We start from the raw sequence: 23,645 nt of genomic DNA on the forward strand, positions 1-23,645 counted from the left end.
ATATTTATTTTAGCTTCCGAGCCTTCTCAGTATTCGCAAAATGCCATTTCGTGATAGAACGCAAAAATTCCTCTCCTTGTCCACGCCAAATTCGTGCCGCTAATGCATCAACCTTGCTAGATGCTCCTTTTTGTAACTCTATGCCAGCTAGCTCACTTAGTTGGTCCATTTCCTTTAAGAATGCAGCGCGTGCCAAAATCGAAGCGGTAGCGACTGAAACATGTAATTGTTCTGCTTTCGTTGAAAAAAGTACATCATCTCTAACAATTTCCCGCTCATTTTTTAAGTAATTGTAATAGACCCCGCGCTCTGCGAACTGATCAATTAATATATGTGCAGGCTTTTCAGGGGCCATTTTTGACAATGTATTGCCGAGCGCCTTATTATGCATCATTGCTTTCATTTTGCCCTGAGAGTAACCTTTTGCTTGTAATACATTATATTTTTCATTGCGTAATACGAGTACGCTATGGATACATGCCGCGCGTAAATGTGGAGCTATTTTTCGCATATAGTCATCAGTAAGCATTTTAGAATCTTTAACGCCGAGCTCATTTATTAGTTCGATTTTTGAAGAAGGAACGTAAACTGCCGCGACTGTTATAGGCCCAAAATAATCGCCTGTCCCTGTTTCATCGGAGCCTAACACAGACATTGAAGCAAAGCCCTCGGGAAGCGTATCTCCTTTTGCTCCAACAGGTGAGGACTTTTGGGTTGTTGTTACCCCAGGGGAACCCCATCTTGCCGCTTCTCGCTCAGCGCCCCCTCCTTGAAACATACATTTCCCCGATTTGTACATCGTAATAGCTGTATCAGGAAGTTTTGCGGCGAATACGACACCTGGTGCTTTTCGCTCCACATAATAACTTGCGTAATAAGACATCACCTCTTTTTGTGCATTTGTTGAAATTAAAAGTACAATATTTGACATTTAACCGTTCCTTTCTATCCTCATTGTTCACAATTTTATACCTTTCATGTTATGATAATATATAGCTTTTTTGTGTGGACGTTGCTCATTACTGTCAAAATCGTGAGCAAAATGATTTTATTGGAGGGTGCGACTATGGAAAATCAAGAAAAGAATAAAATTTCTGTGGAAATATATGGTCATACATATAAAATGGTCGGCTCCGAATCCATTGGACACATGCGACTTGTCGCTTCTATTGTTGATGACCGTATGCGCGAAATGAATTTACATAATCCCTCACTTGATAGCACAAAGCTTGCCGTCCTTACAGCTGTAAATACGGTGCACGATTATTTACTCTTAAAAGAGCAAATAGAATTACTAGAAGAAGAATTGAAAAAATTAAAGGGTTGAAGTGAATGCTAGATTTAATCATATTAGTAGTTCTATTAGTTGGACTACTAGTGGGGGCAAAACGTGGCTTCATTGTACAAATGATGCATATTGTCAGCTTTGTCGTTGCCCTAATTGTTGCGTATATTTATTATAAGCCATTAGCACAGAAATTTGTGTTTTGGGTGCCATATCCAGGTGTTACGGATTCGGGAAGCCTCGGGGTTGTCATTGACAGCTTAGATTTAGACCGCACGTTTTACCGTGTTATTGCATTTGCGGTTATATTCTTTGCTGTGAAAATTACAATGCAAATTGTGGCATCTATTTTTGATTTTATTGCCTATCTACCGGTGCTTAATACAGTAAACCGTTGGCTTGGTGCACTGCTAGGCATGATTGAAAATTATTTAATTTTGTTTATTGTGTTGTATGTTTTGGCATTAGTTCCGATTGATTTGGTGCAAAATTTAATGTCGAAGTCGTTCTTATCAGGCCTCATTTTGGAGCATACGCCGATTATTACAAAGATGTTCCAAAATTGGTGGTATATTTATCTCCATGCTTCATAAAATTTGGCGTCTACGCATGGAAAACTGAATGTGGTTTCACTTGTTTGTCCGTAGAAATCCGCTTAAATGGCGAAGTTGCTGTTAAGGGCACAGCTATTTTGTGCGCAGAGCCGTAATGAATAGGCAATAGTAATCGATGCACTTCTCTCGGACTAGAGGGAAGTGTTTTTACGATAGGAGGAATTCTAAATGAACAAAAAAACAATTATTCGTACACTAGAGAAAATTGCATTATATATGGAGTTACAAGGTGAAAATCCGTTCAAGGTATCAGCCTTCCGAAAGGCCGCTGCTGCACTTGAAGGAGACGAACGCTCCCTAAGTGAAATGGAAGATGTGACAAAGCTTAAAGGAATCGGTAAAGGCACAGCTGCTGTTATTGAAGACCTAATTGAGACAGGAGAATCAAGTCTCTTAAAAGAATTACAAGATATCGTGCCAAAAGGCTTACTGCCACTATTGAAGTTGCCAGGTTTAGGCGGCAAAAAAATTGCCAAGCTTCACCAAGAGTTAGGCATTGACTCTGCTGAAAGCTTACAGGCTGCATGTGAGGCTGGTAAAGTGCGCGAGCTAGCGGGCTTTGCAGCGAAAACTGAAGAAAAAATTTTAAAGGAGCTTGCTAACTTTGCCAATCGTTCGGAACGTTTGCCAATTTGGCTGCTAGAGCCTGTTGTTTTACAAATTGAAGCACTTCTCGGTAGTATGGAGGAAGTGGCACGTTTCTCAGTAGCTGGAAGCTTCCGCCGTGCCTCAGAAACGAGTAAAGATATTGATTTTATCGTTGTAACTGAAGCGGTTGAGGTAGTCCGTGAAAAGTTATTGAGTGAACTTGCAATTCAGGAAGTCGTAGCTGCAGGTGATACAAAGATTTCAGTTATTTTAGATTTAGATGAACCGATAAGTGTTGATTTTCGATTAGTGAAGGATGTTGAGTATGCAACTGCCTTGCACCATTTTACTGGTTCAAAAGATCATAATGTTCGTATGCGTCAACTTGCAAAAGCACGTGGGGAGAAAATTAGTGAATATGGTGTAGAGCAAGCAGATGGCTCAGTACTGACATTTGAGGATGAGGCGGCATTTTTTGAACATTTTGATATGCCATTTATTCCACCTAGCTTACGAACGGGGTCAACTGAGTTTGATCGCCAAAGTGAAGTAAAGGATTTAGTAAAGCTAGAGGATATTGTGGCAGATTTGCATATGCATACGACATGGTCAGATGGTGCATACTCCGTTGCTGAAATGGGAGATGCATTAATGTCACGTAGTTATCACTATGGCGTTATTACCGATCACTCACAGTATTTAAAAGTGGCGAATGGTTTAACACCTGCACGTTTAGAGAAGCAACGAGTGGAGATTGATGCATTTAACGAAGCACACCCAGACTTTTATTTATATGCAGGAACAGAGATGGATATTTTACCGGATGGTTCGTTAGATTTTGATGACGAAGTACTAAAAAAATTAGATTTCGTAATAGCCTCTATTCACTCGAGTTTTACACAATCACAGGATAAAATTATGGCGCGTTTGCACACGGCAATGCAAAATCCGTATGTTCATATGATTGCCCATCCAACAGGTCGCATTATTGAGGATCGTGCAGGTTATAATCCAGATATAGCACAGCTAATTGAATGGGCGAAGGAATATGGTAAAATTTTAGAGTTAAACGCAAATCCATATCGTTTAGATTTATGTGTTGAGCACTTAGAAATGGCTGTTGCAGCAGGTGTCCCTGTAGCGATAAATACCGATGCTCATGATACCGCTCATTTACGTTTTATGGATATAGGTGTGCGCTATGCAAATAAGGCATGGCTGAAAAAAGATATGATTGTCAACACATGGACGCGTGAACAGTTTGAGGCGTTCATTCGACGAAATAAATAGGTTGAGGAGGTGTTCTCAGTGATCGCAAACCGCGCATTGAAAACACTAGAATATGATAAGGTACGTCAACAAGTGGCTACATACTGTACTTCTTCAATCGGCAAATCAGCCATTGATGAGCTTGTACCACAAACAGACTATGAAAAAGTAGTTCAGTTGTTAGAAGAGATGGATGAAGGGCTATCCATTTTACGTGTAAAAGGTAATGTGCCAATGGGTGGAATTTTCGATGTTCGACCTGCTGCAAGACGTGCCCAAATCGGCGGGATGCTTTCAGCGATGGAATTAATGGAAGTATCAAGTACGATTCGAGCTAGTCGTATTCTTCGCAATTTCCTTGAGGATTTAGAGTCCGAAGAAATCATTGAAATTCCTCATTTCATTACTAAAAAAGAAATGATGCCTGTACTAACAGGATTACAGCATGAAATAAATAACTGTATTGACGATAACGGCGCTGTTTTAGATTCAGCAAGCCAAACATTGCGATCTATCCGTCAATCTCTGCGTGCTGAAGAGGCTAAAGTGCGTTCGAAACTAGAAAGCTTAACTCGAGGCAGTAATGCGTCAAAAATGCTTTCAGATGCCATTGTTACGATTCGTAACGACCGATATGTAATTCCAGTTAAACAAGAATATCGTCATCATTATGGTGGAATTGTGCATGATCAATCATCATCTGGCCAAACATTATTTATCGAACCAGATTCAGTTGTACAAGCAAATAATGAAATACACCGACTTAAAATGAAAGAGCAGACGGAGATTGATCGTATTTTGCTTGCTTTAAGCGCGATGGTGGAGGAAGTTGCACCAGATTTATTTAACTTAGTGAAAATATTAGGTGAAATTGATGTCATTTTAGCAAAGGGCAAATACGGCCAAGCCAATAAATGCACGATGCCAAAAATGAACAAGGACGGTTATATCCGACTTGTACGAGCGCGTCATCCACTTTTACCTATTGAAACTGCGGTTGCAAATGACATCGAATTCGGGAGAGACATTACAGCAATTGTAATTACAGGACCAAACACTGGTGGTAAGACCGTTACGTTAAAAACAGTTGGTCTTTGTACGTTAATGGCGCAGGCAGGCTTACCAGTGCCAGCATTAGATGGTTCAGAGCTAGCAGTATTTGAGCAGCTTTTTGCTGATATCGGTGATGAACAATCAATTGAACAATCGCTTTCTACATTTTCATCTCATATGGTAAACATTGTCGACATTTTAAAGCAGTTTGATCACGAATCACTCGTGTTATTTGACGAATTAGGTGCAGGAACAGATCCACAAGAAGGTGCTGCCTTAGCTATTTCGATTTTGGATGAAGTGCATGGTCGCGGCGCACGTGTCATGGCAACGACGCACTATCCTGAATTAAAAGCATATGGTTATAATCGTCCTGGTGTTGCCAATGCAAGTGTAGAATTCGATATTGAAACTTTAAGTCCGACATATCGCTTACTCATTGGTGTGCCTGGTCGTTCTAATGCATTTGAAATTTCTAGTCGTCTTGGCTTACCAGAGTCCATTATCGATCGTGCTAAAAGCTTCACAGGTACGGACCGTCATGAGGTGGAGTCTATGATTGCTTCCTTAGAAGAAACGAGACGCCAATCAGAGGACGATGCCGAGCGCTCCCATGACTTACTATTAGAGTCTGAGGCACTTCGCAAAGAGCTACAAGACAAGCTTCAAGCATATGAAGATCGCAAAGAGGCACTCGATAAAAAAGCGAAAGAAAAAGCACGTAAAATTGTGGATGATGCAAAAAGAGAAGCAGAAACAATTATTACCGAGCTGCGCGAAATGCGTAAAAATGCTAATCAAGTAGTGAAAGAGCATGAGCTTATTGAGGCACGTAAACGTTTAGAAGAAGCGACACCACTTGAGCATAACAAAGTATTGAAAAAAGCAGCGCAAGTTAAGGCGCGTGCACAAAACTTGGTTGTCGGTGATGAGGTAAAGGTGTTAAGCTATGGTCAACGAGGTACTTTACTTGAAAAAGTATCTGATGCTGAATGGGTTGTACAAATGGGCATTTTAAAGATGAAAATTGCCGATACAGATATAGAATACATTAAACCTGAGAAAGAGCCTGTACAACGAGTTTCTGGTGTGAAAAATCGAGATAGCCATGTGAAATTAGAGTTAGATTTACGTGGGGAGCGCTATGAGGATGCGATTATTCGCACTGAAAAATATATAGACGATGCGCTGCTTTCAAACTATGGTCGAGTGTCGATTATTCACGGCGTTGGGACAGGGGCATTGCGTCAGGGCATACAAAGTTACCTGAAAAAACATAAACGGGTGAAATCCTTCCGTTTTGGAGAAACAGGCGAAGGTGGATTTGGCGTTACTGTTGTGGAATTGAAATAAGCTGTAAAGGGGACGGAGAAAATGCTAAATTCTAGCTTTTGGCGATATCCAATTATCGAAACGGCAGGATATTTTAGTGTTGTTGTGTTATGTTTAGTCGTCTCGATGGCATTGTTCGAAGTCGTTACGAAATATAAAAATTGGGAAGAAATAAAAAATGGTAATGTAGCTGTTGCGCTTGCAACCGGAGGTAAAATATTAGGGATTTGCAATATTTTCCGTTATTCGATTGCTCGCCATAGTACGCTGAGTGAAATGATTGGGTGGGGACTATTTGGTTTTACGTTACTAATTGTGGCCTATTTCTTATTTGAATTTATGACGCCACGCTTTAACGTGGATCAGGAAATTGCCAATGATAATCGCTCAGTAGGCTTTATTTCCTTTACGATTTCAGTCGGTCTATCGTTCGTTATTGGGGCAAGTATTGCATAGGAGTGTTATGAGATGGAAAAATTAGCGAAAGTTCTAATCATAGTCTGCATCGCATTTTTGGCAGTCGGTATTTACTATATGTTTACCGTATAATTTTTTAATGTAGCCTCAATAATGTGAGGGAATGTCTAGCTGTAGAGAAACTTGGAATTCAAGGTTCTCTACAGCTTTTTTGTATCGAAAACGTGAAGCACTAATAGAGAAAATCTATTATCTTTACAAAATGATAGAAATACTTTTGAAGAAAATTATTTTTTTAATATAGAAATAGGGAGCGCATCGATTGTATAAAAAACGAAACAATGAATGAGCATTCATAAGGGGAGTCGACTTTAAACCCTTTATGTGGTAGTTATATAAATGTTGTAAAACGCATAATAATTAATCGAAAATACATTTATTTTCTATTTTGTGTTTGAAAGTACATTTCTTTTTCATTATAATTAAATTAAGAATTTACAAAGTTTGGGACAAAGGGGAGAGGACGTATGACAGCAAAACCATGGCTAGCAAATTATCCTGAAGAAATACCACCGTCTTTAACGTTTGAGGAAATTCCTGTGCAAGAGTTTTTAACACGTGCCTATAAAAAGAAACCATCTAAAGTGGCAATTCATTTTATGGGTAAGGATTTGACGTACACCGAGTTATATGAGTCTGCACTTAAGTTCGCGAACTATTTACAAGCACTTGGTGTAGAAAAGGGAGATCGGATGGCAATTATGTTACCAAACACGCCACAAAGTGTAATCGCTTACTATGGGGCGATGTATGCTGGAGCGGTCGTAGTACAAACAAATCCACTTTATACTGAACGTGAATTGCAATATCAATTGACGGATTCAGGTGCGAAGGTCATTTTAGTAATGGATATTTTATATCCGCGCGTGATGAAAATCATGAAAGAAACAGCGCTTGAAAATGTCATTGTAACAGCGATCAAAGACTACTTACCATTCCCAAAAAACTTAGTATATCCATTTATTCAAAAAAAGCAGTACGGCTTTAGTGTGAAAGTTGAGCATAGCGGGCAAAATCATTTATTTACAGAAATTATGAAGTCCTCACCTGTAAAAATGATTGAAATGCCATTTGATTTCGAAGAAGATCTTGCATTACTTCAGTATACAGGCGGGACGACAGGGTATCCGAAAGGTGTTATGTTAACGCATAAAAACTTAATTGCCAATACGACAATGTGTGACGCCTGGATGTATAAATGTGTCCACGGCGAGGAAACGATTATGGGTGTGCTTCCATTTTTCCATGTTTATGGGATGACAACAGTCATGCTACTATCGGTGTTCACTCAAAATAGAATGGTGCTATTACCGAAGTTTGATGCAGAAACAGCTTTGAAAACGATTGATAAGCAAAAGCCAACATTGTTCCCTGGTGCTCCGACATTATATATTGGTTTATTAAATCATCCGGATATTGCGAAATATGATTTATCGTCTATTAAAGCATGCCTAAGTGGCTCGGCTTCATTGCCTGTAGAAGTACAGGAGCGATTTGAGGCAGTAACAGGTGGGAAGCTTGTCGAAGGTTATGGGTTAACCGAAACCTCTCCAGTAACGCATGCAACACCAATTTGGGGTAACCGTGTCATAGGTTCAGTAGGTTTACCATGGCCGAATACGGATTCTGTCATTTTACGTACAGGGGATACTGAACAACTTGCTGTTGGTGAAGTAGGCGAAATTGCTGTTAAAGGTCCGCAAGTGATGAAGGGCTATTGGAATCGTCCAGAGGATACAGCTGCGACTTTTGCAGATGGTTGGTTCTTAACGGGTGATCTTGGGTATATGGATGAAAAAGGTTTCTTCTATGTAGTTGACCGGAAGAAAGATTTAATTATAGCGGGTGGCTTTAATATTTATCCTCGTGAAGTCGAAGAAGTATTATATGAGCGGGAAGAAATTCAAGAATGCGTAGTAGCAGGCATTCCAGATCCGTATCGAGGAGAAACAGTAAAAGCTTATATTGTTGTAAAAGAAGGATATTCGATTACTGAAGACGAATTAAATAAATACTGTCGTCAGCACTTAGCTGCTTTTAAAGTGCCACGCTTTTATGAATTCCGAGATGAGTTACCAAAAACAGCAGTCGGAAAAATTCTACGTCGTACTTTAGTGGAAGAAGAAAAAACAAAAATGGCGAATAAAGAAGCAAAATAACTACGTGGTAAAGTATTGACAAGCGCGATTGTAAAATATAATATGAAAATATGAATGAATAACCATTCATATTTTCATATTTTTTTGTTTCTTTAAAACCACGCCATGTTAATCATGAAGAACCGATTCAAAAATTTGTTTCGAAACTTCAGCGTTTAAGGAATTACACAGTGTGTCACATATTGGCAAATTATTATTTTAACGATCAGTCAATTATGTCACAAAATATAATTAGGTGTGCGTATGTTTTTTGTAGGTGGTGATTTAAAAATGAAGCGAGATAAGCCAAAATATAAGCAAATTATTGATGCAGCTGTTTTCGTTATTGCAGAAAATGGTTATCACCAAGCGCAAGTATCGAAGATTGCAAAACAAGCAGGAGTAGCCGATGGAACAATCTATTTATATTTTAAAAATAAAGAAGATATATTAATTTCTGTCTTTAATGAAAAAATGGCTGTTTTTGTAGAGTCATTACAAGATATAATAGAAAATGGGAGTACGTCGAAAGACAAACTTTCACGGATGATTGAAAATCATTTTAGTGTTCTAGCTACAGATCGATCACTTGCGACCGTTACACAATTAGAACTTCGACAATCAAATAAAGATTTGCGACAAAAGATCAATGGTGTATTAAGAGATTATTTACAACTGCTTGATCAAATTTTAATTGAAGGTATGGTTTCTGGTGAGTTCAATCAAACGATGGATGTTCGCTTAGCGCGTCAAATGGTATTTGGAACAATTGACGAAACTATTACGTCTTGGGTTATGAATGACTATCGATATGATTTGATAGAACAGGTTCCGAAAGTTCAGGCATTAATCCTGAACGGCATTAAAGCTTAAAAGGATGTGGAGAAATGGAATTTCTAAGTTGGAAAGTAGAAGATGGAGTAGCGATTATTACGATTGCACGTCCTCCAGCAAACGCATTATCTCGCGGAATCATTGCAGAAGTAAATGCTGTGCTAGATGCCGTAGAAAACGATGACGCAGTACGTGTCCTTGTACTTCATGGCGAAGGCCGTTTCTTCTCAGCAGGTGCAGATATTAAAGAATTTACAGAAGTTGACTCTGGGGAAGAGTTTACGAAGCTTGCAGGTCATGGTCAACAAGTATTTGAACGCGTTGAGTCGTTCCCTAAGCCAGTAATCGCTGCAATTCATGGTGCCGCACTTGGCGGTGGTCTAGAATTAGCTATGAGCTGTCATTTGCGCTTTGTAACAGAATCTGCGAAATTAGGATTGCCTGAACTACAACTAGGTCTTATTCCAGGCTTCGGTGGCACACAACGTTTACCACGTTATGTTGGGGTAGCTAAAGCAGCAGAAATGATGTTTACAAGTGATCCTATTTCCGGTACAGAAGCAGTGCAATGGGGACTAGCAAACCGTGCTTTTACAGATGAAGTATTACTTGATGAAACACTAAAGGTAGCGAAAAAGATTGCGAAGAAGAGTCCAATTGCATTAAAAGAAGCGATTCAAGCATTACAATATGCGAAACATGCTTCATTTTATGAAGGTATTCAAGCAGAAGCTAAATCATTTGGTACAGTATTTGTATCAGAAGATGCTAAAGAAGGAATTCAAGCATTTATTGAAAAACGCGAGCCTGTGTTTACTGGCAAATAGTTTTCCATCAGTGTTGTTAACCACTTAAGGGGAGTTTATCAACTCTGAAAATATATAATATTTACAAGTTTACTTGGGAATTTAAAAAACGTTGCAGGGGGTATGAAATATGAACATTTTTGCATTAATTAAACGTACGTTTGATACAGAAGAAAAAATCGTTGTGTCGGGTGGTAAAATCCAAGAGGACGGCGCTGAATTCATTATTAATCCTTATGATGAGTATGCAATTGAAGAAGCAATTCAAGTTCGTGATGCAGCTGGTGGTAAAGTAACAGTTGTTACAATCGGTGGCGAGGATGCAGAAAAGCAATTGCGTACAGCATTAGCAATGGGTGCAGATGAAGCGGTTCTTATTAATACAGAAGATGATCTAGATGAATTAGATCAAAATGCAGCTGCATTCATTTTAGCTGAGTACTTAAAAGATAAAGATGCTGACTTGATTTTAACAGGAAATGTGGCTATTGACGGTGGTTCAGGTCAAGTAGGTCCACGTGTTGCAGATTTATTAGGCATCAACTATGTTACAACAATTACAAACCTTGAAATCGATGGCACATCTGCAAAAATCGTGCGCGATATCGAGGGTGATTCAGAAGTGATTGAAACGTCTTTACCACTTTTAGTAACTGCTCAACAAGGTCTAAATGAGCCACGTTACCCATCTTTACCAGGCATTATGAAAGCGAAGAAGAAACCGCTTGCAGAGCTTGAATTAGATGATTTAGATATCGATGAAGATGATGTTGAAGTAAAAGTAGAAACAGTCGACATTTACTTACCAGCTCAAAAAGCAGCAGGTCGTATTTTACAAGGCGAACTTTCTGAGCAAGCAAAAGAGCTAGTCAACCTACTTCATTCAGAAGCGAAAGTTGTTTAAGTGTTAGCGCAAATCGAATCTTAAAGGGTAACGGAGGGAATATACTATGTCAAAAAAAGTATTAGTATTAGGTGAAGTTCGTGAAGGAAGCTTACGTAATGTATCTTTCGAGGCAATTGCAGCAGCAAAACAAATCGCTGATGGTGGCGAGGTTGTTGGCGTACTTTTAGGGGACGCGGTTGCAGGATTAACAGGTCCATTATTCGAGTATGGTGCAGATCGTGTTGTGACGGTGGAACATCCACATTTAAAACAATATACATCAGATGGCTATGGACAAGCTTTATTAGCTGTTATCGAGCAAGAACAGCCAACGGGCATTGTGTTTGGTCATACTGCAAATGGTAAAGATTTATCTCCAAAAATTGCGAGTAAATTACAAGCAGGTCTTGTTTCTGACGTAACGTCGATTGAAGGTGCTGGTGACGATGTAGTATTCATTCGTCCAATCTTCTCTGGTAAAGCTTTTGAAAAGGTAAAAGTAAAAGAGGGCATTGTGTTAGCTTCAATTCGCCCGAACAATATTGCACCTTTAGAAAAAGCTGCGGATAAATCAGGTGATGTATCTTCTGTCACTGTAGATATTACAAACTTACGTTCAATCATTAAAGAGGTCGTACGTAAATCTTCAGAAGGTGTAGATCTTTCAGAAGCAAAAGTAGTTGTAGCTGGTGGTCGTGGTGTTAAATCAGAGGAAGGCTTTGAACCATTAAAGGAATTAGCTGATTTACTTGGCGGTGCAGTTGGTGCATCTCGTGGTGCATGTGATGCTGAGTACTGTGATTATTCTTTACAAATCGGTCAAACAGGGAAGGTTGTTACACCAGACCTATACATCGCAGCAGGTATTTCAGGTGCAATTCAACATTTAGCAGGTATGTCTAACTCTAAAGTAATTGTAGCGATTAATAAAGATCCTGAAGCAAATATCTTCAAAGTAGCAGACTACGGTATTGTAGGCGATTTATTTGAAGTGATTCCGCTTCTAATCGAAGAATTTAAAGCATTAAAAGTAAACGCATAACAAACAGAAGCAGGAAGGGTTAATCCTTCCTGCTTTTTGTATGGATGAATCTAGCGAAAGGTATTATTTGAAAATTATCGTAAAATAAAATATTGACATAACTAACAGTAAACATTATAGTGGTGAATAATCATTAATTTTTCAATAATATTGTTTTGAAACGCAAAGATTAGGAGTAGTAAAAGCTCATTATTCGGTAAAGAGAGCTGCGGGTTGGTGCAACGCAGTCCAATAAGACTTTGAACTTGCCTAGGAGTGGTAAGATAAATAGAATTGTCGGATTATTCTATTTGTTTGACGATTAACCTTCGTTACAAGGTTTTTAAGTTGGGTTCTTATTGGACCAATTAGAGTGGTACCGCGGTTGCTTATGGCATATCGTCTCTTCTTTCATTTGATTATGAAGGAACAGACGGTATGCCTTTTTTGATTTTAGGAGGTAAGAAAGTGGAAAACAACAATCAACAATTAAAACGAACTATGACCTCGCGCCATATTACAATGATGGCGTTAGGTGGTGCCATTGGTGCCGGATTATTTAAAGGAAGTAGTGCAGCCATTGATATGGCAGGGCCGTCTGTGCTTATTGCGTATTTAGTAGGAGGCATTATTTTATTATTTGTCATGCAAGGTTTAGCCGAAATGGCTGTTCGAAATAAAGAAGCAAGAACGTTCAGGGATTTAGTTGAGTCGGTGTTAGGAAAATACCCTGCGTATTTCCTTGATTGGATCTATTGGAAAATGTGGGTTTTAAATATTACAGCAGAATCAGTAGTGGCTGCTATTTTTATTCAATATTGGCTACCTCAATATCCGATTTGGATACTTGCTCTATCTGTTTCAATATTAGTGACAGCCGTTAACCTGTTATCCGTAAAACTATTTGCAGAAACAGAATACTGGCTAGCCATGATTAAAATCACTGTTATTATTGTATTTATTATTGCAGGACTTATTTTATTGTTCGGTACGTTTGGAAATCATACAGCAGTTGGTTTTTCTAACTTAACTGAACACGGAGGCTTTTTCCCTAACGGATCAACGGGGTTAATAGCTGCAATGCTTGTCGTCATTTATTCTTATGGTGGAACAGAAATCATTGGGATTACATTAGCTGAAACAAAAAATCCAGAAAAAGTAGTACCAAAAGCTGTTCGCAGTACATTAGTCCGTATTGTTACGTTCTATCTACTTCCGTTCTTTATTATCGTAAGCTTGATTCCTTGGAATGAAGTAAATGGTGTCCCTGAAAGTCCATTTGTAATGGTATTTAAAATGATTGGAATTCCAGGTGCAGACCATATTATGAATGCTGTTGTTTTACTTGCTATTATTTCTTCAATGAATTCAGGGCTTTATGGATCATCTCGCGTGCTGTATACACAAGCTGTAGACGGTCGTGTTCCTAAAATCTTTGCTCATTTATCTAAACGAAAAGTTCCTGTATATGCTATTTTAATGTGTACGTTAGCTTTATATTTAGGTGTAATTTTTTCTTTATATGCTGGAAGCAAGACTTTCGATTTCTTAATGGGATCGCTTGGCTATACAGTATTATTTATTTGGTTAATTATTGCGATTGCCCATTTAAAATCACGAAAAAAACAATCAGAAAACACAAGCGCATATGAAGTTAAATGGTTTCCATATACAACGTGGATTGCTATTATTGCGTTAAGTGCCATACTCATTGGGATTATTTTTACAACCTCTATTATCGTGACAGGAATTACGTTAGCAATTTACATTTTTATTACGTTAACGTATGTATTTAAAGGCCGACATCAAGTGAATTAATTGGCGTTATTTATTTTCCTGACACTTTTTTCATAAAATATACATTGCAGGCAGATTGTTCGCTCAAGCTATTTTATCCATGCTATACTACAACCATAGTAAGATTTAAGGAGGATTTCAAATGGCAATTGTACATGCAACAGATGCAACGTTTCAAGATGATATTAAAGAAGGCTTAGTATTAGTCGACTTTTGGGCTGCTTGGTGTGGACCATGTAAAATGATTGGACCAGTTCTTGAAGAAATGGACGCTGCAGGTAGTGCGGCTAAAATCGTAAAAGTAGATGTGGATAACAACCAAGGTACTGCAGCACAATACCAAATCATGTCTATCCCTTCATTGCTTTTATTCAAAAACGGTGAATTAGTAGACAAAACTGTTGGTTTCCAACCAAAAGAAGCATTAGAAGCATTCATCGCTAAACATGCTTAATTCGTAAAATAAAGAGCTGAGCCATCTTTAGATGTGCTTGGCTTTTTTTCGTTATATAATAGATAAAGGAAAAACAATAAACGCTCGTTTTTCAATAAATTTTCTTGTTTTTTGTAACGATGAAAGGCAATAAGAGAGTGGTAATGGAATGGCGGTTATTATTAAGACATCAAAAAGGGGGGCAGGTAGGCGATGAATGATTTAATTAAACGAAAGCTTGATATTTTACCAGATCAGCCTGGCTGCTATTTGATGAAGGATCGACAAGGGACAATTATTTATGTAGGTAAGGCAAAGGTGCTTAAAAACCGAGTACGCTCGTATTTTACAGGAACGCATGAAGGAAAAACTCAGCGCCTTGTCGGTGAAATTGAGGATTTTGAGTATATTGTGACTTCTTCTAATTTAGAGGCACTCATTTTAGAGTTGAACCTTATTAAACTACACGATCCTAAATACAATATCATGCTAACGGATGATAAAACGTATCCGTATATAAAAATTACGAATGAAAAATATCCACGGCTTATTACAACACGGAAAGTAAAAAAAGATAAAGCAAAATACTTTGGTCCTTATCCAAATGCGTATGCAGCAAGTGAGACAAAAAAGTTGCTCGATAGACTATACCCACTTCGAAAATGTGTACAATTACCTTCAAAAGTTTGCTTGTATTATCATATGGGACAATGCTTAGCGCCGTGTGTAAAAGAAATTGATGCACAAGTATATCACGATATGATTGAAGATATGACGAAGTTCTTAAATGGTGGAGTAGAGACAGTAAAAAAAGAGCTTGAAGCGAAAATGTTGGCTGCAGCTGAGCAACTAGAATTTGAGCGAGCGAAAGAGTTCCGCGATCAAATTGCACATATTGAAACGGTTATGCAAAAGCAAAAAATTGTGTCCAGTGATACTACGAATCGCGATGTATTCGGTTATGCAGTTGAAAAGGGCTGGATGTGTGTGCAAGTCTTTTTCGTTCGTCAAGGTAAGTTGATTGAACGCGATGTTTCCATCTTCCCTATTTATCAGGATGTTGAGGAAGAATTTTTAACATTTGTTGGCCGCTTTTATGAAAAGCCTGAGCATATTAAGCCTAAGGAAATTTTTATTCCTCAGTCGATTGATGCAGCAATTTTAACGGAATTATTAGAGGTTAAAGTGCTAACGCCGAAGCGAGGACAAAAAAAGGAACTAGTAGATTTGGCCATGAAAAATGCAGAAATTGCTGTGGCGGCAAAATTCCAGCTAATTGAGCGACAGGAAGAGCGAACAATTGGTGCTTGCGAGGCATTGGGTGAAGCAATGGGGATTTCAGCACCTCTTCGCATTGAAGCATTTGATAATAGTCATATGCATGGTGCTGATGCGGTATCAGCAATGGTTGTGTTTATTGATGGTAAACCTGCAAAGAAGGAATATCGTAAATACAAGACACGCACAGCCGCTAAACATGACGATTACGGAGCAATGCAAGAAGTGATACGTCGCCGTTACACGCGTGTATTGAAAGAAGGATTGCCATTGCCTGATTTAGTTCTAATAGATGGCGGTAAAGGACAGATGGAAGTAGCGCGAGAAGTGTTAGAGGATGAGCTTGGTCTTGTTATCCCAATTGCGGGCTTAGCAAAAGATGAAAAGCATAATACATCACAGCTTTTATTTGGAGATCCGCCCGATGTCATTGCATTAAAGCGGACAAGTGACGGGTTTTATTTACTACAGCGTATTCAGGACGAAGTACACCGTTTTGCCATTACATTTTTACGCCAACAGCATGAGAAAAATGCTATTCAATCTGTTCTAGATGGAATTGAAGGTGTTGGTCCAAAGCGCAAGCAACAATTATTGAAGCATTTCGGCTCTGTTAAAAAGATTCGTGAGGCAAGTGAGCTTGCACTTCAAGAAGCGGGAATACCTGCGAACTTAGCGAACAGTATTTACAATTATTTTCAGCAACAGACATTGTCAAAGGATTAGACATATGCTAAGGTTGTCATAGAACAATGAAGTGAAAACACTATCTTGTTCTATTACACCTTATATGAATGTTTATGTGAGCAATGCATAAAAAGGAAGTATTTTCATATAAGAAAAATTAATAATTCACTATTTTAAGTGATGATAGAGGTGCAAGATTCAATAGTAGCACATTGAAGGATGGACAAATCCAGTGACAATGTGTGAAAGGGGAGCTTGCCGAAGTGAAGTATCGTTGTTTCCGATACTTTGCTGGTTTTGCATTTAATAGATGTAAGACTGTCGAATCTTTACGTTTCGGAGAGCTATCACACATGCGCAAGCTTTTTATTGTACATGTTGCAGGCAGCTTTCACGTTATGTGAGTGCTGCCTTTTTGCTGTTCTAGAGACGAATTGATAAAAGGAGAATGATGATAATGGCGAGTATTGTATTGAAATTTGGCGGACCTGCAATCGCTTCAACTGAGCGCATTCGAGAGGTAGCTAAAATAGCTATAGCCAAAAAAGAGCTTGGCTATGAAGTAGTAGTGGTGACTGCAGCAATGGGTCGCACAGCAAAAGACTTAGCAAAGATGGGACGTGATTTATCAGACGATGCTTCTAAACGTGAGATGGATGTACTACTATCGACGACCTCACAATTAGCAAGTGCCCTTTTTGCAATTGCTTTACAAGAGGAAGGCTATGATGCAGTTTCATTGACTGGTTGGCAGGCTGGGGTGCAAACAGATGCGAAACATTTTAATGCACGTATCGACCATATCGATGTGAGCCGTATGAAAGAACATTTGATACAAGGACAAATTGTCGTTGTTGCGGGGGAGCAAGGCATTAATAGTGCGCACAATATAACAACACTTGGTAAGGGTGGCGCAGAAACAACAGCAGTAGCCATTGCAGCCGCATTAGAAGCGGAACGTGTTGACATTTATACAAATGTGGATGGAGTTTATACAGCAGATCCTCGTCATATTGAAAAAGCAAGAAAGTTAAAGGAGATTTCATATGATGAAATGCTTGAACTATCACATTTAGGTTCACATATTTTACATCCACGTGCAGTGGAGCTCGCAAAAAAGTTTCAAATCCCAGTTATTATTCGTTCAAGCGTAGTAGATACAGAAGGTACTTTATTGAAGGAGGAAGTTGAAATGGAGAAAAATTTAATTGTACGTGGTGTTGCTTATGAGTCTGATATCATTCGCCTAACAATCGGTTATGATACATACTCAACTGCATCGTTAGCAGATATGTTTGCTATACTTGCAGACAATCGCATTAATGTTGATATTATTGTGCAAGCTATTATAGAAGGTGTGAGACCATCAGTATCTTTTACAATTTTAAAAGAAGAGTTTGCTGATGCTTTACGTGTACTAGAGGATAGTAAATTGTCACTTGGTTTTAGCTTTGCAGATTTTGAAATTGGCTTAGCGAAAGTTTCAATTATAGGATCAGGCATGGCATCAAATCCTGGCGTTGCTGCACGAATGTTTGACCGTTTACGCCGCGAGGATATTGCAGTAAAAATGGTCAGTACTTCTGAAATTAAAGTTTCTGTTGTTGTACCACAGGACGAAATGATCCGTGCTGCAAACGCATTACATGAGGAGTTTAATTTAGCAGAAGAGATTCCCGTAAACTAAAAGGTAGAAGTCAACATCCTTAAATGATTTTATATGCATAACATTAGCTTTCTATATAAATAAAGTTGGGTACTGGTGATTTGCGCTACGGGCGTACGCTTTCCGCGGGCACATACGTAAGCCGTAACCCTCGCTAACGCGCGGTTTGTTACGTCTTACGTTCTGTGCAAGAGTCATCCGTCCTTCGCTCCAATTCACTAAACGAAGCGGTAGGAATATTCCAATTGATTACTAAAAAAGGATAAAAAAATGACAAAAGGCATCAAGAGTTACTTCATGTTGCCTTTTGTCGATACTCAGAAAGGATTGCTTTTCTAACAAAATCGCAATGCTTTACTAGCTTATCCATTTTGAATTGTATTCATAATACGCTCTTTAACATCCCATTTAACTGTAAACATGACGAACTGGTGCTTTTCGCGCTTCTCATCATAACATTCCGTTAAGTATCCTTTTGCTTGTTGGATTTGTTCAGCAATAAACCCTGCTTCTAGTCTGAAGCTTCGATTATGAATTTGCAAAAGTGTTGGTTCATTTGTTAAATGGAAAATGCGTCCATCTTTAGACTCCTTTGTCAATTCAAGAGTACCCCAGCACGCATCCGCGAAAAATGCGATAAGTTCTTCTTGACTTTTACAAGGGAACTTCCGTGCAAGCTCCTTTCCAGCCCAATAAAGTACGTCATCTTCATGTTTACCGAGTATAGAAGATAGTATATGATCACGGATTAATTCATATCCAAATGGTGAGATTGTATTAGATGGATTATTTAACATTGAAATCCTTCTTTCTTAGAATTTTCTTATAATTTAGCGTCAATAAAGTAAAGGTAGAATTTTCGAGAAGAAACGACACGTTATGTACTAGATTGCTTCTATAATAAGGGCTATTAAAAACTCTATGTTACCTTGACGCTCGTAGCACTTGAGAGTACAATAAACATGTCATAATATTGTACCATGATGAAATACACAGTCAATGGAGTATCATTTACAAAATGGTGACTTCTTTTGTTGTGCTATTTTAAGTACTAAGGGGGGTAACAGTCTTGTCGAAAGATCGAGAGTTTTTATGGCGTCGCTTACATTCTCTACTAGGTATCATTCCAGTAGGTCTGTTTTTAACGATGCACCTATTCATTAACTTTACAGCAACAGGCGGAGCAGAAAGTTACAATGATGCTACCGCAGTAATGGAAAAGATTCCATTTCTTATCCTAGTAGAGTGGATTGTCATCTACATTCCATTAATGTTCCACGCATTTTATGGTGTGTACATCGCATTCACTGCTACACCAAATACAGGGCGTTTTAGCACATACCGTAACTGGATGTTCTCATTACAACGCTTCACTGGTGTATTTTTAGTAATTTTCATTGCATGGCATATTTTCCAAACTCGTATTCAAAAAGCGCTTGGTACACACGTTGATTACGACATGATGGCAAATATCGTAAGTAATCCATTTATGCTTGGATTCTATATTGTTGGTATTATATCAGCAACTTTCCACTTATCAAATGGCTTATGGGCATTCCTAGTAAGCTGGGGTATCACACAATCTCCTCAGTCTCAAAAGATTGCTACTTATGTAACAAACGTTCTTTTCGTAATTCTAAGTGTAGTTGGTGTGGCTGCTATTTTAGCTTTCGTATAATTTAATAAAAGCTACTATAGAAGTGCATGCAATCTTTGCAATTTTTTAAGAGGAGTGAGAAATAATCATGGCGAAAAGCAAAATAATTGTTGTTGGCGGCGGTTTAGCTGGTCTGATGGCAACGATTAAAGCAGCTGAAGTTGGTACTGAAATTGATTTATTCTCATTAGTTCCTGTAAAACGCTCACACTCTGTATGTGCGCAAGGCGGAATTAATGGTGCCGTAAATACAAAAGGTGAAGGGGATTCTCCTTGGATTCACTTTGATGATACAGTATATGGTGGGGACTTCTTAGCGAACCAACCACCTGTTAAAGGTATGTGTGATGCAGCCCCTGGTATTATTCACTTAATGGACCGTATGGGTGTAATGTTCAACCGTACGCCAGAAGGTTTATTAGACTTCCGTCGTTTCGGTGGTACGTTAATGCACCGTACAGCATTCTCAGGTGCAACAACTGGTCAGCAATTACTATACGCGTTGGACGAGCAAGTTCGTTCTCACGAAGTAGCTGGATTAGTTAACAAATATGAGCACTGGGAATTCCTTGGTGTAATTATCGATGATGACGGCGTTTGCCGCGGTATCGTAGCACAAAATATGCGTACAGAAGAAATTAAATCATTCCGTGCAGACGCTGTTATTATGGCGACTGGTGGCCCTGGTATTATTTTCGGTAAAACAACAAACTCTGTTATTAACACAGGTTCTGCTGCTTCTATCGTATACCAACAAGGTGCTTCATACGCGAATGGTGAGTTCATTCAAATTCACCCAACAGCGATTCCTGGAGATGACAAAAACCGTCTAATGTCAGAATCTGCTCGTGGTGAAGGTGGTCGTATTTGGACATATAAAGACGGTAAACCTTGGTACTTCTTAGAAGAAAAATACCCTGCATACGGTAACTTAGTACCACGTGATATTGCAACACGTGAAATTTTTGACGTTTGTGTAAACCAAAAGCTTGGTATCAACGGCGAAAACATGGTATACCTAGATCTTTCTCATAAAGATCCACACGAATTAGATGTTAAACTTGGTGGTATCATTGAAATCTACGAAAAATTCGTAGGTGATGACCCACGTAAATTACCAATGAAAATTTTCCCAGCAGTTCACTATTCTATGGGTGGATTATGGGTTGACTACAACCAAATGACTGAAATTCCTGGTCTATTTGCAGCAGGTGAATGTGATTATTCTCAACATGGTGCAAACCGTCTAGGTGCAAACTCATTATTATCTGCTATTTATGGTGGTATGGTTGCAGGTCCAAATGCAGTTGATTACGTTAAACATCTTAAAAAGCATGCTGAAGATTTATCTCAAGATATTTTCGAAGCACGTGTTAAAGAAGAGCAAGCTAAGTGGGATGCTATCATGAAAATGGACGGCACAGAAAACGCTTACCTTCTTCATAAAGAGCTTGGTGAGTTAATGACAGCTACAATGACAGTTGTACGCTTTAACGACCAACTTGAAGAAACATATAAAAAACTTGGGGAATTCCAAAAACGTTGGGAAAACATCAATATCAACGATACACAAAAATGGAGTAACCAAGGTGCTCACTTTACTCGTCAGTTGAAAAACATGCTTTACTTAGCGAAAGTAATGACAAAAGGTGCTTTACTTCGTAACGAATCTCGTGGTGCGCACTATAAACCAGACTTCCCGCAACGTGATGATGAAAACTTCTTAAAAACAACTATGGCGAAATTCGACCCAGCTACGGGCGAGCCAGTTATCACATATCAAGAAGTAGACGTTTCATTAATCCCACCACGTAAACGTGACTACTCTGCGAAAGGAGACTAAGAATTATGGAAATCGCAGCTAATACTGGAAGAAAAGTAAAAGTTGAAATTTTACGTCAAGATACACAAGGTGGCCAAGGCTACTGGCAGAAATTCGAAGTTCCTTACCGTCATGGTATGAACGTTATTTCTGTGTTAATGGAGATTCAAAAAAATCCAGTGACAGAAACTGGTGAAAAAACAACACCAGTTTCTTGGGACATGAACTGTCTTGAAGAAGTTTGTGGAGCATGTTCAATGGTAATCAATGGCCGTCCACGTCAATCATGTTCAACACTGATTGATCAATTGACTGAACCAGTTCGCCTTGAGCCAATGAAAACTTTCCCGGTTGTACGTGACTTACAAGTAGACCGTGATCGTATGTTCAACGCACTGAAAAAAGTAAAAGCATGGGTACCAATCGATGGTACTTATGATTTAGGTGAAGGTCCTCGTTTGCCAGAAGGTAAACGTCAATGGGCTTATGAATTGTCTAAATGTATGACTTGTGGTGTATGTATGGAAGCGTGTCCAAACGTGTCTGAAAAAGCTTCATTCATTGGGCCAGCACCATTATCACAAGTACGTCTATTTAACACACACCCAACAGGTGCAATGATTAAGGACGAACGTTTAAATGCAATTATGGGTGACGGCGGTCTTGCTAACTGCGGTAACTCTCAAAACTGTGTAGCTGCTTGTCCTAAAGGGATTCCTTTAACAACATCTATCGCATCTTTAAACCGTGCAACAACAGTGCAAATGTTCCGTAACTTCTTCGGTTCTGACCATTACGTTGACTAATTGTACAATGCAAATCCCTTACACAATTGTGTAAGGGATTTTTTTATAGACTGTTAGTTAAAAGAAAATAGGTGATTCGGGAATAAAACACTAAAATTTCTGATTTTTCTATCATAATATAGCAATTTCCTTTATAATGAATTTATATTCATTTTTAAACTATTAAAATACGGCTAAATAAACAACAGTTTCGTAAAACATAAGCTGGATACAGAACGAAGGGGGAAGTTAAATATGAAAGCAAGTTATATTGGGGATTTTGAGAAATGGGCAAATGATTTTTCATTTTATATTGAAGTACGTGTTCGTTTTTCAGAAACGGATATGTATGGCCATATGAATAATACAGTTAGTTTTACATATTTTGAACAGGCTAGGATTGATTATTTTAATCATCTGGGCATATTAATGCCTTCTGCAATTGATGACAATGTAAATGGGATTCCAATCGTAGCGGATTTACAATGTGATTATAGAAAGCAAGTTTTCTTCGATGATGTCATTCGCGTGTATACGAAAGTAGCTAAAGTAGGGAATTCATCAATGGATATTCATTACTTAGCAAAAAATCAAAAGGATGAAGTATGCTTTACAGGACGTGGTACCGTTGTACAAATGGACCCTCGAACAGGTAAAAGTGTGCCAATAACAGAAGAAGAAAAGGCACATTTAGCGGCATTAGCTATTATTTAGCTTGCATCAGCAAAAGTCACTTCTATAAGTGAGGATAAAGCTAAATGCGTAGACGTCACAAATTTAAAGAGGAACTTTTCGAGCAGGTTCAAAAGAGCTGGACGTAAATACGCAAAGGTAATTGATTCATCTTTTATTTGTAAATTGCGCTATTATAGAAGAACTTCCGATTTTTTTGTGGAAACTACGTATATTAATGAAAATAGCCGTCACCGCTCAACACTCCTTAACATAAGTTACAATACGTGCGGGGGAGGAGGGTGTGACTGAAAATGAATGGCTCTCATCATCGTTCTCTATTAACAAACCGAGAACGTGAAATATTTGCGCTTTTATTAGCTGAAAAAACAACGAGGGATATTGCAGGGCAACTTGGTATTAGTGAAAAAACAGTGCGAAATCACATTTCCAATACAATTCAAAAGCTGGGTGTAACAAATCGATCTCAAGCGTTGATTGAGCTGTTACGCTTAGAAGAATTTAAATTAGACTAATGGACTCTT

General features: G+C 38.6%; 21 protein-coding genes, 1 riboswitch and 1 other annotated feature. Of the genes, 19 read left to right on the forward strand and 2 right to left on the reverse strand.

What is annotated here, in order from left to right:
* Positions 1 to 4: 4 nt before the first annotated feature.
* Positions 5 to 931 (reverse strand): ribonuclease HIII, encoded by a 927-nt coding sequence (rnhC, locus tag ACIQXW_RS15910; protein WP_402763694.1) that lies wholly within the window; start codon positions 929 to 931, stop codon positions 5 to 7.
* Between the two features lie 135 nt (positions 932 to 1,066).
* Here rnhC and zapA point away from each other — a divergent pair, with 135 nt between their 5' ends.
* The 14 genes from zapA to ACIQXW_RS15980 all read left to right on the forward strand — a co-directional run bounded on the left by zapA (position 1,067) and on the right by ACIQXW_RS15980 (position 18,185).
* Positions 1,067 to 1,327 carry a cell division protein ZapA gene (gene zapA, locus ACIQXW_RS15915; protein ID WP_024363855.1) on the forward strand — a complete coding sequence of 87 codons (261 nt, stop codon included), beginning with the start codon at positions 1,067 to 1,069 and terminating at the stop codon, positions 1,325 to 1,327.
* A gap of 5 nt (positions 1,328 to 1,332) precedes the next feature.
* Positions 1,333 to 1,878 (forward strand): CvpA family protein, encoded by a 546-nt coding sequence (locus tag ACIQXW_RS15920; protein ID WP_340823152.1) that lies wholly within the window; start codon positions 1,333 to 1,335, stop codon positions 1,876 to 1,878.
* 189 nt (positions 1,879 to 2,067) lie between these two features.
* Positions 2,068 to 3,777, forward strand: a complete 1,710-nt coding sequence (gene polX, locus ACIQXW_RS15925) for a DNA polymerase/3'-5' exonuclease PolX (RefSeq protein ID WP_402763697.1) — start codon at positions 2,068 to 2,070, stop codon at positions 3,775 to 3,777.
* A gap of 18 nt (positions 3,778 to 3,795) precedes the next feature.
* Positions 3,796 to 6,162: an endonuclease MutS2 gene (locus tag ACIQXW_RS15930; RefSeq protein WP_401020607.1), complete on the forward strand. Its 2,367-nt coding sequence runs from the start codon at positions 3,796 to 3,798 to the stop codon at positions 6,160 to 6,162.
* A 21-nt stretch (positions 6,163 to 6,183) separates the two neighbouring features.
* On the forward strand, positions 6,184 to 6,597 hold the full coding sequence (locus ACIQXW_RS15935; protein ID WP_010860124.1) for a DUF350 domain-containing protein: 414 nt from the start codon (positions 6,184 to 6,186) through the stop codon (positions 6,595 to 6,597).
* 488 nt (positions 6,598 to 7,085) lie between these two features.
* Positions 7,086 to 8,777 (forward strand): AMP-binding protein, encoded by a 1,692-nt coding sequence (locus tag ACIQXW_RS15940; protein WP_402763702.1) that lies wholly within the window; start codon positions 7,086 to 7,088, stop codon positions 8,775 to 8,777.
* Between the two features lie 270 nt (positions 8,778 to 9,047).
* Positions 9,048 to 9,629, forward strand: coding sequence for a fatty acid metabolism transcriptional regulator FadR (locus ACIQXW_RS15945; RefSeq protein WP_172772354.1), 582 nt, complete (start codon positions 9,048 to 9,050; stop codon positions 9,627 to 9,629).
* 14 nt (positions 9,630 to 9,643) lie between these two features.
* Entirely contained in the window at positions 9,644 to 10,417 is a 774-nt protein-coding gene (locus ACIQXW_RS15950) for an enoyl-CoA hydratase (protein WP_401020601.1), read from the forward strand.
* Between the two features lie 109 nt (positions 10,418 to 10,526).
* On the forward strand, positions 10,527 to 11,300 hold the full coding sequence (locus ACIQXW_RS15955; protein ID WP_340823162.1) for an electron transfer flavoprotein subunit beta/FixA family protein: 774 nt from the start codon (positions 10,527 to 10,529) through the stop codon (positions 11,298 to 11,300).
* A gap of 46 nt (positions 11,301 to 11,346) precedes the next feature.
* A complete protein-coding gene (locus ACIQXW_RS15960) occupies positions 11,347 to 12,324 on the forward strand; it encodes an electron transfer flavoprotein subunit alpha/FixB family protein (protein ID WP_402763707.1) in 978 nt (325 codons plus the stop codon).
* A gap of 156 nt (positions 12,325 to 12,480) precedes the next feature.
* Positions 12,481 to 12,713: a binding site (T-box leader), on the forward strand.
* Positions 12,714 to 12,771: 58 nt separating this feature from the next.
* Positions 12,772 to 14,121, forward strand: coding sequence for an amino acid permease (locus ACIQXW_RS15965; protein ID WP_340823165.1), 1,350 nt, complete (start codon positions 12,772 to 12,774; stop codon positions 14,119 to 14,121).
* A gap of 121 nt (positions 14,122 to 14,242) precedes the next feature.
* A complete protein-coding gene (trxA, locus tag ACIQXW_RS15970; RefSeq protein ID WP_024363864.1) occupies positions 14,243 to 14,554 on the forward strand; it encodes a thioredoxin in 312 nt (103 codons plus the stop codon).
* 192 nt (positions 14,555 to 14,746) lie between these two features.
* Positions 14,747 to 16,537, forward strand: a complete 1,791-nt coding sequence (gene uvrC / locus ACIQXW_RS15975) for an excinuclease ABC subunit UvrC (protein WP_401020596.1) — start codon at positions 14,747 to 14,749, stop codon at positions 16,535 to 16,537.
* Between the two features lie 137 nt (positions 16,538 to 16,674).
* Positions 16,675 to 16,853: riboswitch (Lysine riboswitch) on the forward strand.
* Between the two features lie 102 nt (positions 16,854 to 16,955).
* Complete coding sequence (locus ACIQXW_RS15980; RefSeq protein ID WP_402763712.1) at positions 16,956 to 18,185, forward strand: aspartate kinase; 1,230 nt, start codon at positions 16,956 to 16,958, stop codon at positions 18,183 to 18,185.
* Between the two features lie 341 nt (positions 18,186 to 18,526).
* Here ACIQXW_RS15980 and ACIQXW_RS15985 read toward each other — a convergent pair whose 3' ends face one another.
* Complete coding sequence (locus tag ACIQXW_RS15985) at positions 18,527 to 18,961, reverse strand: YslB family protein (RefSeq protein WP_340823172.1); 435 nt, start codon at positions 18,959 to 18,961, stop codon at positions 18,527 to 18,529.
* A 272-nt stretch (positions 18,962 to 19,233) separates the two neighbouring features.
* Between ACIQXW_RS15985 and ACIQXW_RS15990 the strand changes: the two genes are divergently transcribed.
* From ACIQXW_RS15990 to ACIQXW_RS16010, 5 genes are all read left to right on the forward strand, one after another.
* A complete protein-coding gene (locus ACIQXW_RS15990) occupies positions 19,234 to 19,842 on the forward strand; it encodes a succinate dehydrogenase cytochrome b558 subunit (protein WP_340823173.1) in 609 nt (202 codons plus the stop codon).
* Positions 19,843 to 19,909: 67 nt separating this feature from the next.
* Entirely contained in the window at positions 19,910 to 21,664 is a 1,755-nt protein-coding gene (gene sdhA, locus ACIQXW_RS15995; RefSeq protein WP_340823174.1) for a succinate dehydrogenase flavoprotein subunit, read from the forward strand.
* A 5-nt stretch (positions 21,665 to 21,669) separates the two neighbouring features.
* On the forward strand, positions 21,670 to 22,449 hold the full coding sequence (sdhB, locus tag ACIQXW_RS16000; protein ID WP_340823175.1) for a succinate dehydrogenase iron-sulfur subunit: 780 nt from the start codon (positions 21,670 to 21,672) through the stop codon (positions 22,447 to 22,449).
* Between the two features lie 234 nt (positions 22,450 to 22,683).
* On the forward strand, positions 22,684 to 23,142 hold the full coding sequence (locus ACIQXW_RS16005) for an acyl-CoA thioesterase (RefSeq protein WP_340823176.1): 459 nt from the start codon (positions 22,684 to 22,686) through the stop codon (positions 23,140 to 23,142).
* A gap of 272 nt (positions 23,143 to 23,414) precedes the next feature.
* A complete protein-coding gene (locus tag ACIQXW_RS16010; protein WP_172772342.1) occupies positions 23,415 to 23,636 on the forward strand; it encodes a helix-turn-helix domain-containing protein in 222 nt (73 codons plus the stop codon).
* Positions 23,637 to 23,645: the final 9 nt, after the last annotated feature.

Source organism: Lysinibacillus sp. NPDC097162, from assembly GCF_044762185.1.
GTDB lineage: Bacteria > Bacillota > Bacilli > Bacillales_A > Planococcaceae > Lysinibacillus.

Coding starts and splice junctions, on each gene's coding strand:
- rnhC (WP_402763694.1), bottom strand. CDS start 931: ATGTCAAATATTGTACTTTTAATTTCAACAAATGCACAAAAAGAGGTG.
- zapA (WP_024363855.1), top strand. CDS start 1,067: ATGGAAAATCAAGAAAAGAATAAAATTTCTGTGGAAATATATGGTCAT.
- ACIQXW_RS15920 (WP_340823152.1), top strand. CDS start 1,333: ATGCTAGATTTAATCATATTAGTAGTTCTATTAGTTGGACTACTAGTG.
- polX (WP_402763697.1), top strand. CDS start 2,068: ATGAACAAAAAAACAATTATTCGTACACTAGAGAAAATTGCATTATAT.
- ACIQXW_RS15935 (WP_010860124.1), top strand. CDS start 6,184: ATGCTAAATTCTAGCTTTTGGCGATATCCAATTATCGAAACGGCAGGA.
- ACIQXW_RS15940 (WP_402763702.1), top strand. CDS start 7,086: ATGACAGCAAAACCATGGCTAGCAAATTATCCTGAAGAAATACCACCG.
- ACIQXW_RS15945 (WP_172772354.1), top strand. CDS start 9,048: ATGAAGCGAGATAAGCCAAAATATAAGCAAATTATTGATGCAGCTGTT.
- ACIQXW_RS15950 (WP_401020601.1), top strand. CDS start 9,644: ATGGAATTTCTAAGTTGGAAAGTAGAAGATGGAGTAGCGATTATTACG.
- ACIQXW_RS15955 (WP_340823162.1), top strand. CDS start 10,527: ATGAACATTTTTGCATTAATTAAACGTACGTTTGATACAGAAGAAAAA.
- ACIQXW_RS15960 (WP_402763707.1), top strand. CDS start 11,347: ATGTCAAAAAAAGTATTAGTATTAGGTGAAGTTCGTGAAGGAAGCTTA.
- trxA (WP_024363864.1), top strand. CDS start 14,243: ATGGCAATTGTACATGCAACAGATGCAACGTTTCAAGATGATATTAAA.
- uvrC (WP_401020596.1), top strand. CDS start 14,747: ATGAATGATTTAATTAAACGAAAGCTTGATATTTTACCAGATCAGCCT.
- ACIQXW_RS15980 (WP_402763712.1), top strand. CDS start 16,956: ATGGCGAGTATTGTATTGAAATTTGGCGGACCTGCAATCGCTTCAACT.
- ACIQXW_RS15985 (WP_340823172.1), bottom strand. CDS start 18,961: ATGTTAAATAATCCATCTAATACAATCTCACCATTTGGATATGAATTA.
- sdhA (WP_340823174.1), top strand. CDS start 19,910: ATGGCGAAAAGCAAAATAATTGTTGTTGGCGGCGGTTTAGCTGGTCTG.
- sdhB (WP_340823175.1), top strand. CDS start 21,670: ATGGAAATCGCAGCTAATACTGGAAGAAAAGTAAAAGTTGAAATTTTA.
- ACIQXW_RS16005 (WP_340823176.1), top strand. CDS start 22,684: ATGAAAGCAAGTTATATTGGGGATTTTGAGAAATGGGCAAATGATTTT.
- ACIQXW_RS16010 (WP_172772342.1), top strand. CDS start 23,415: ATGAATGGCTCTCATCATCGTTCTCTATTAACAAACCGAGAACGTGAA.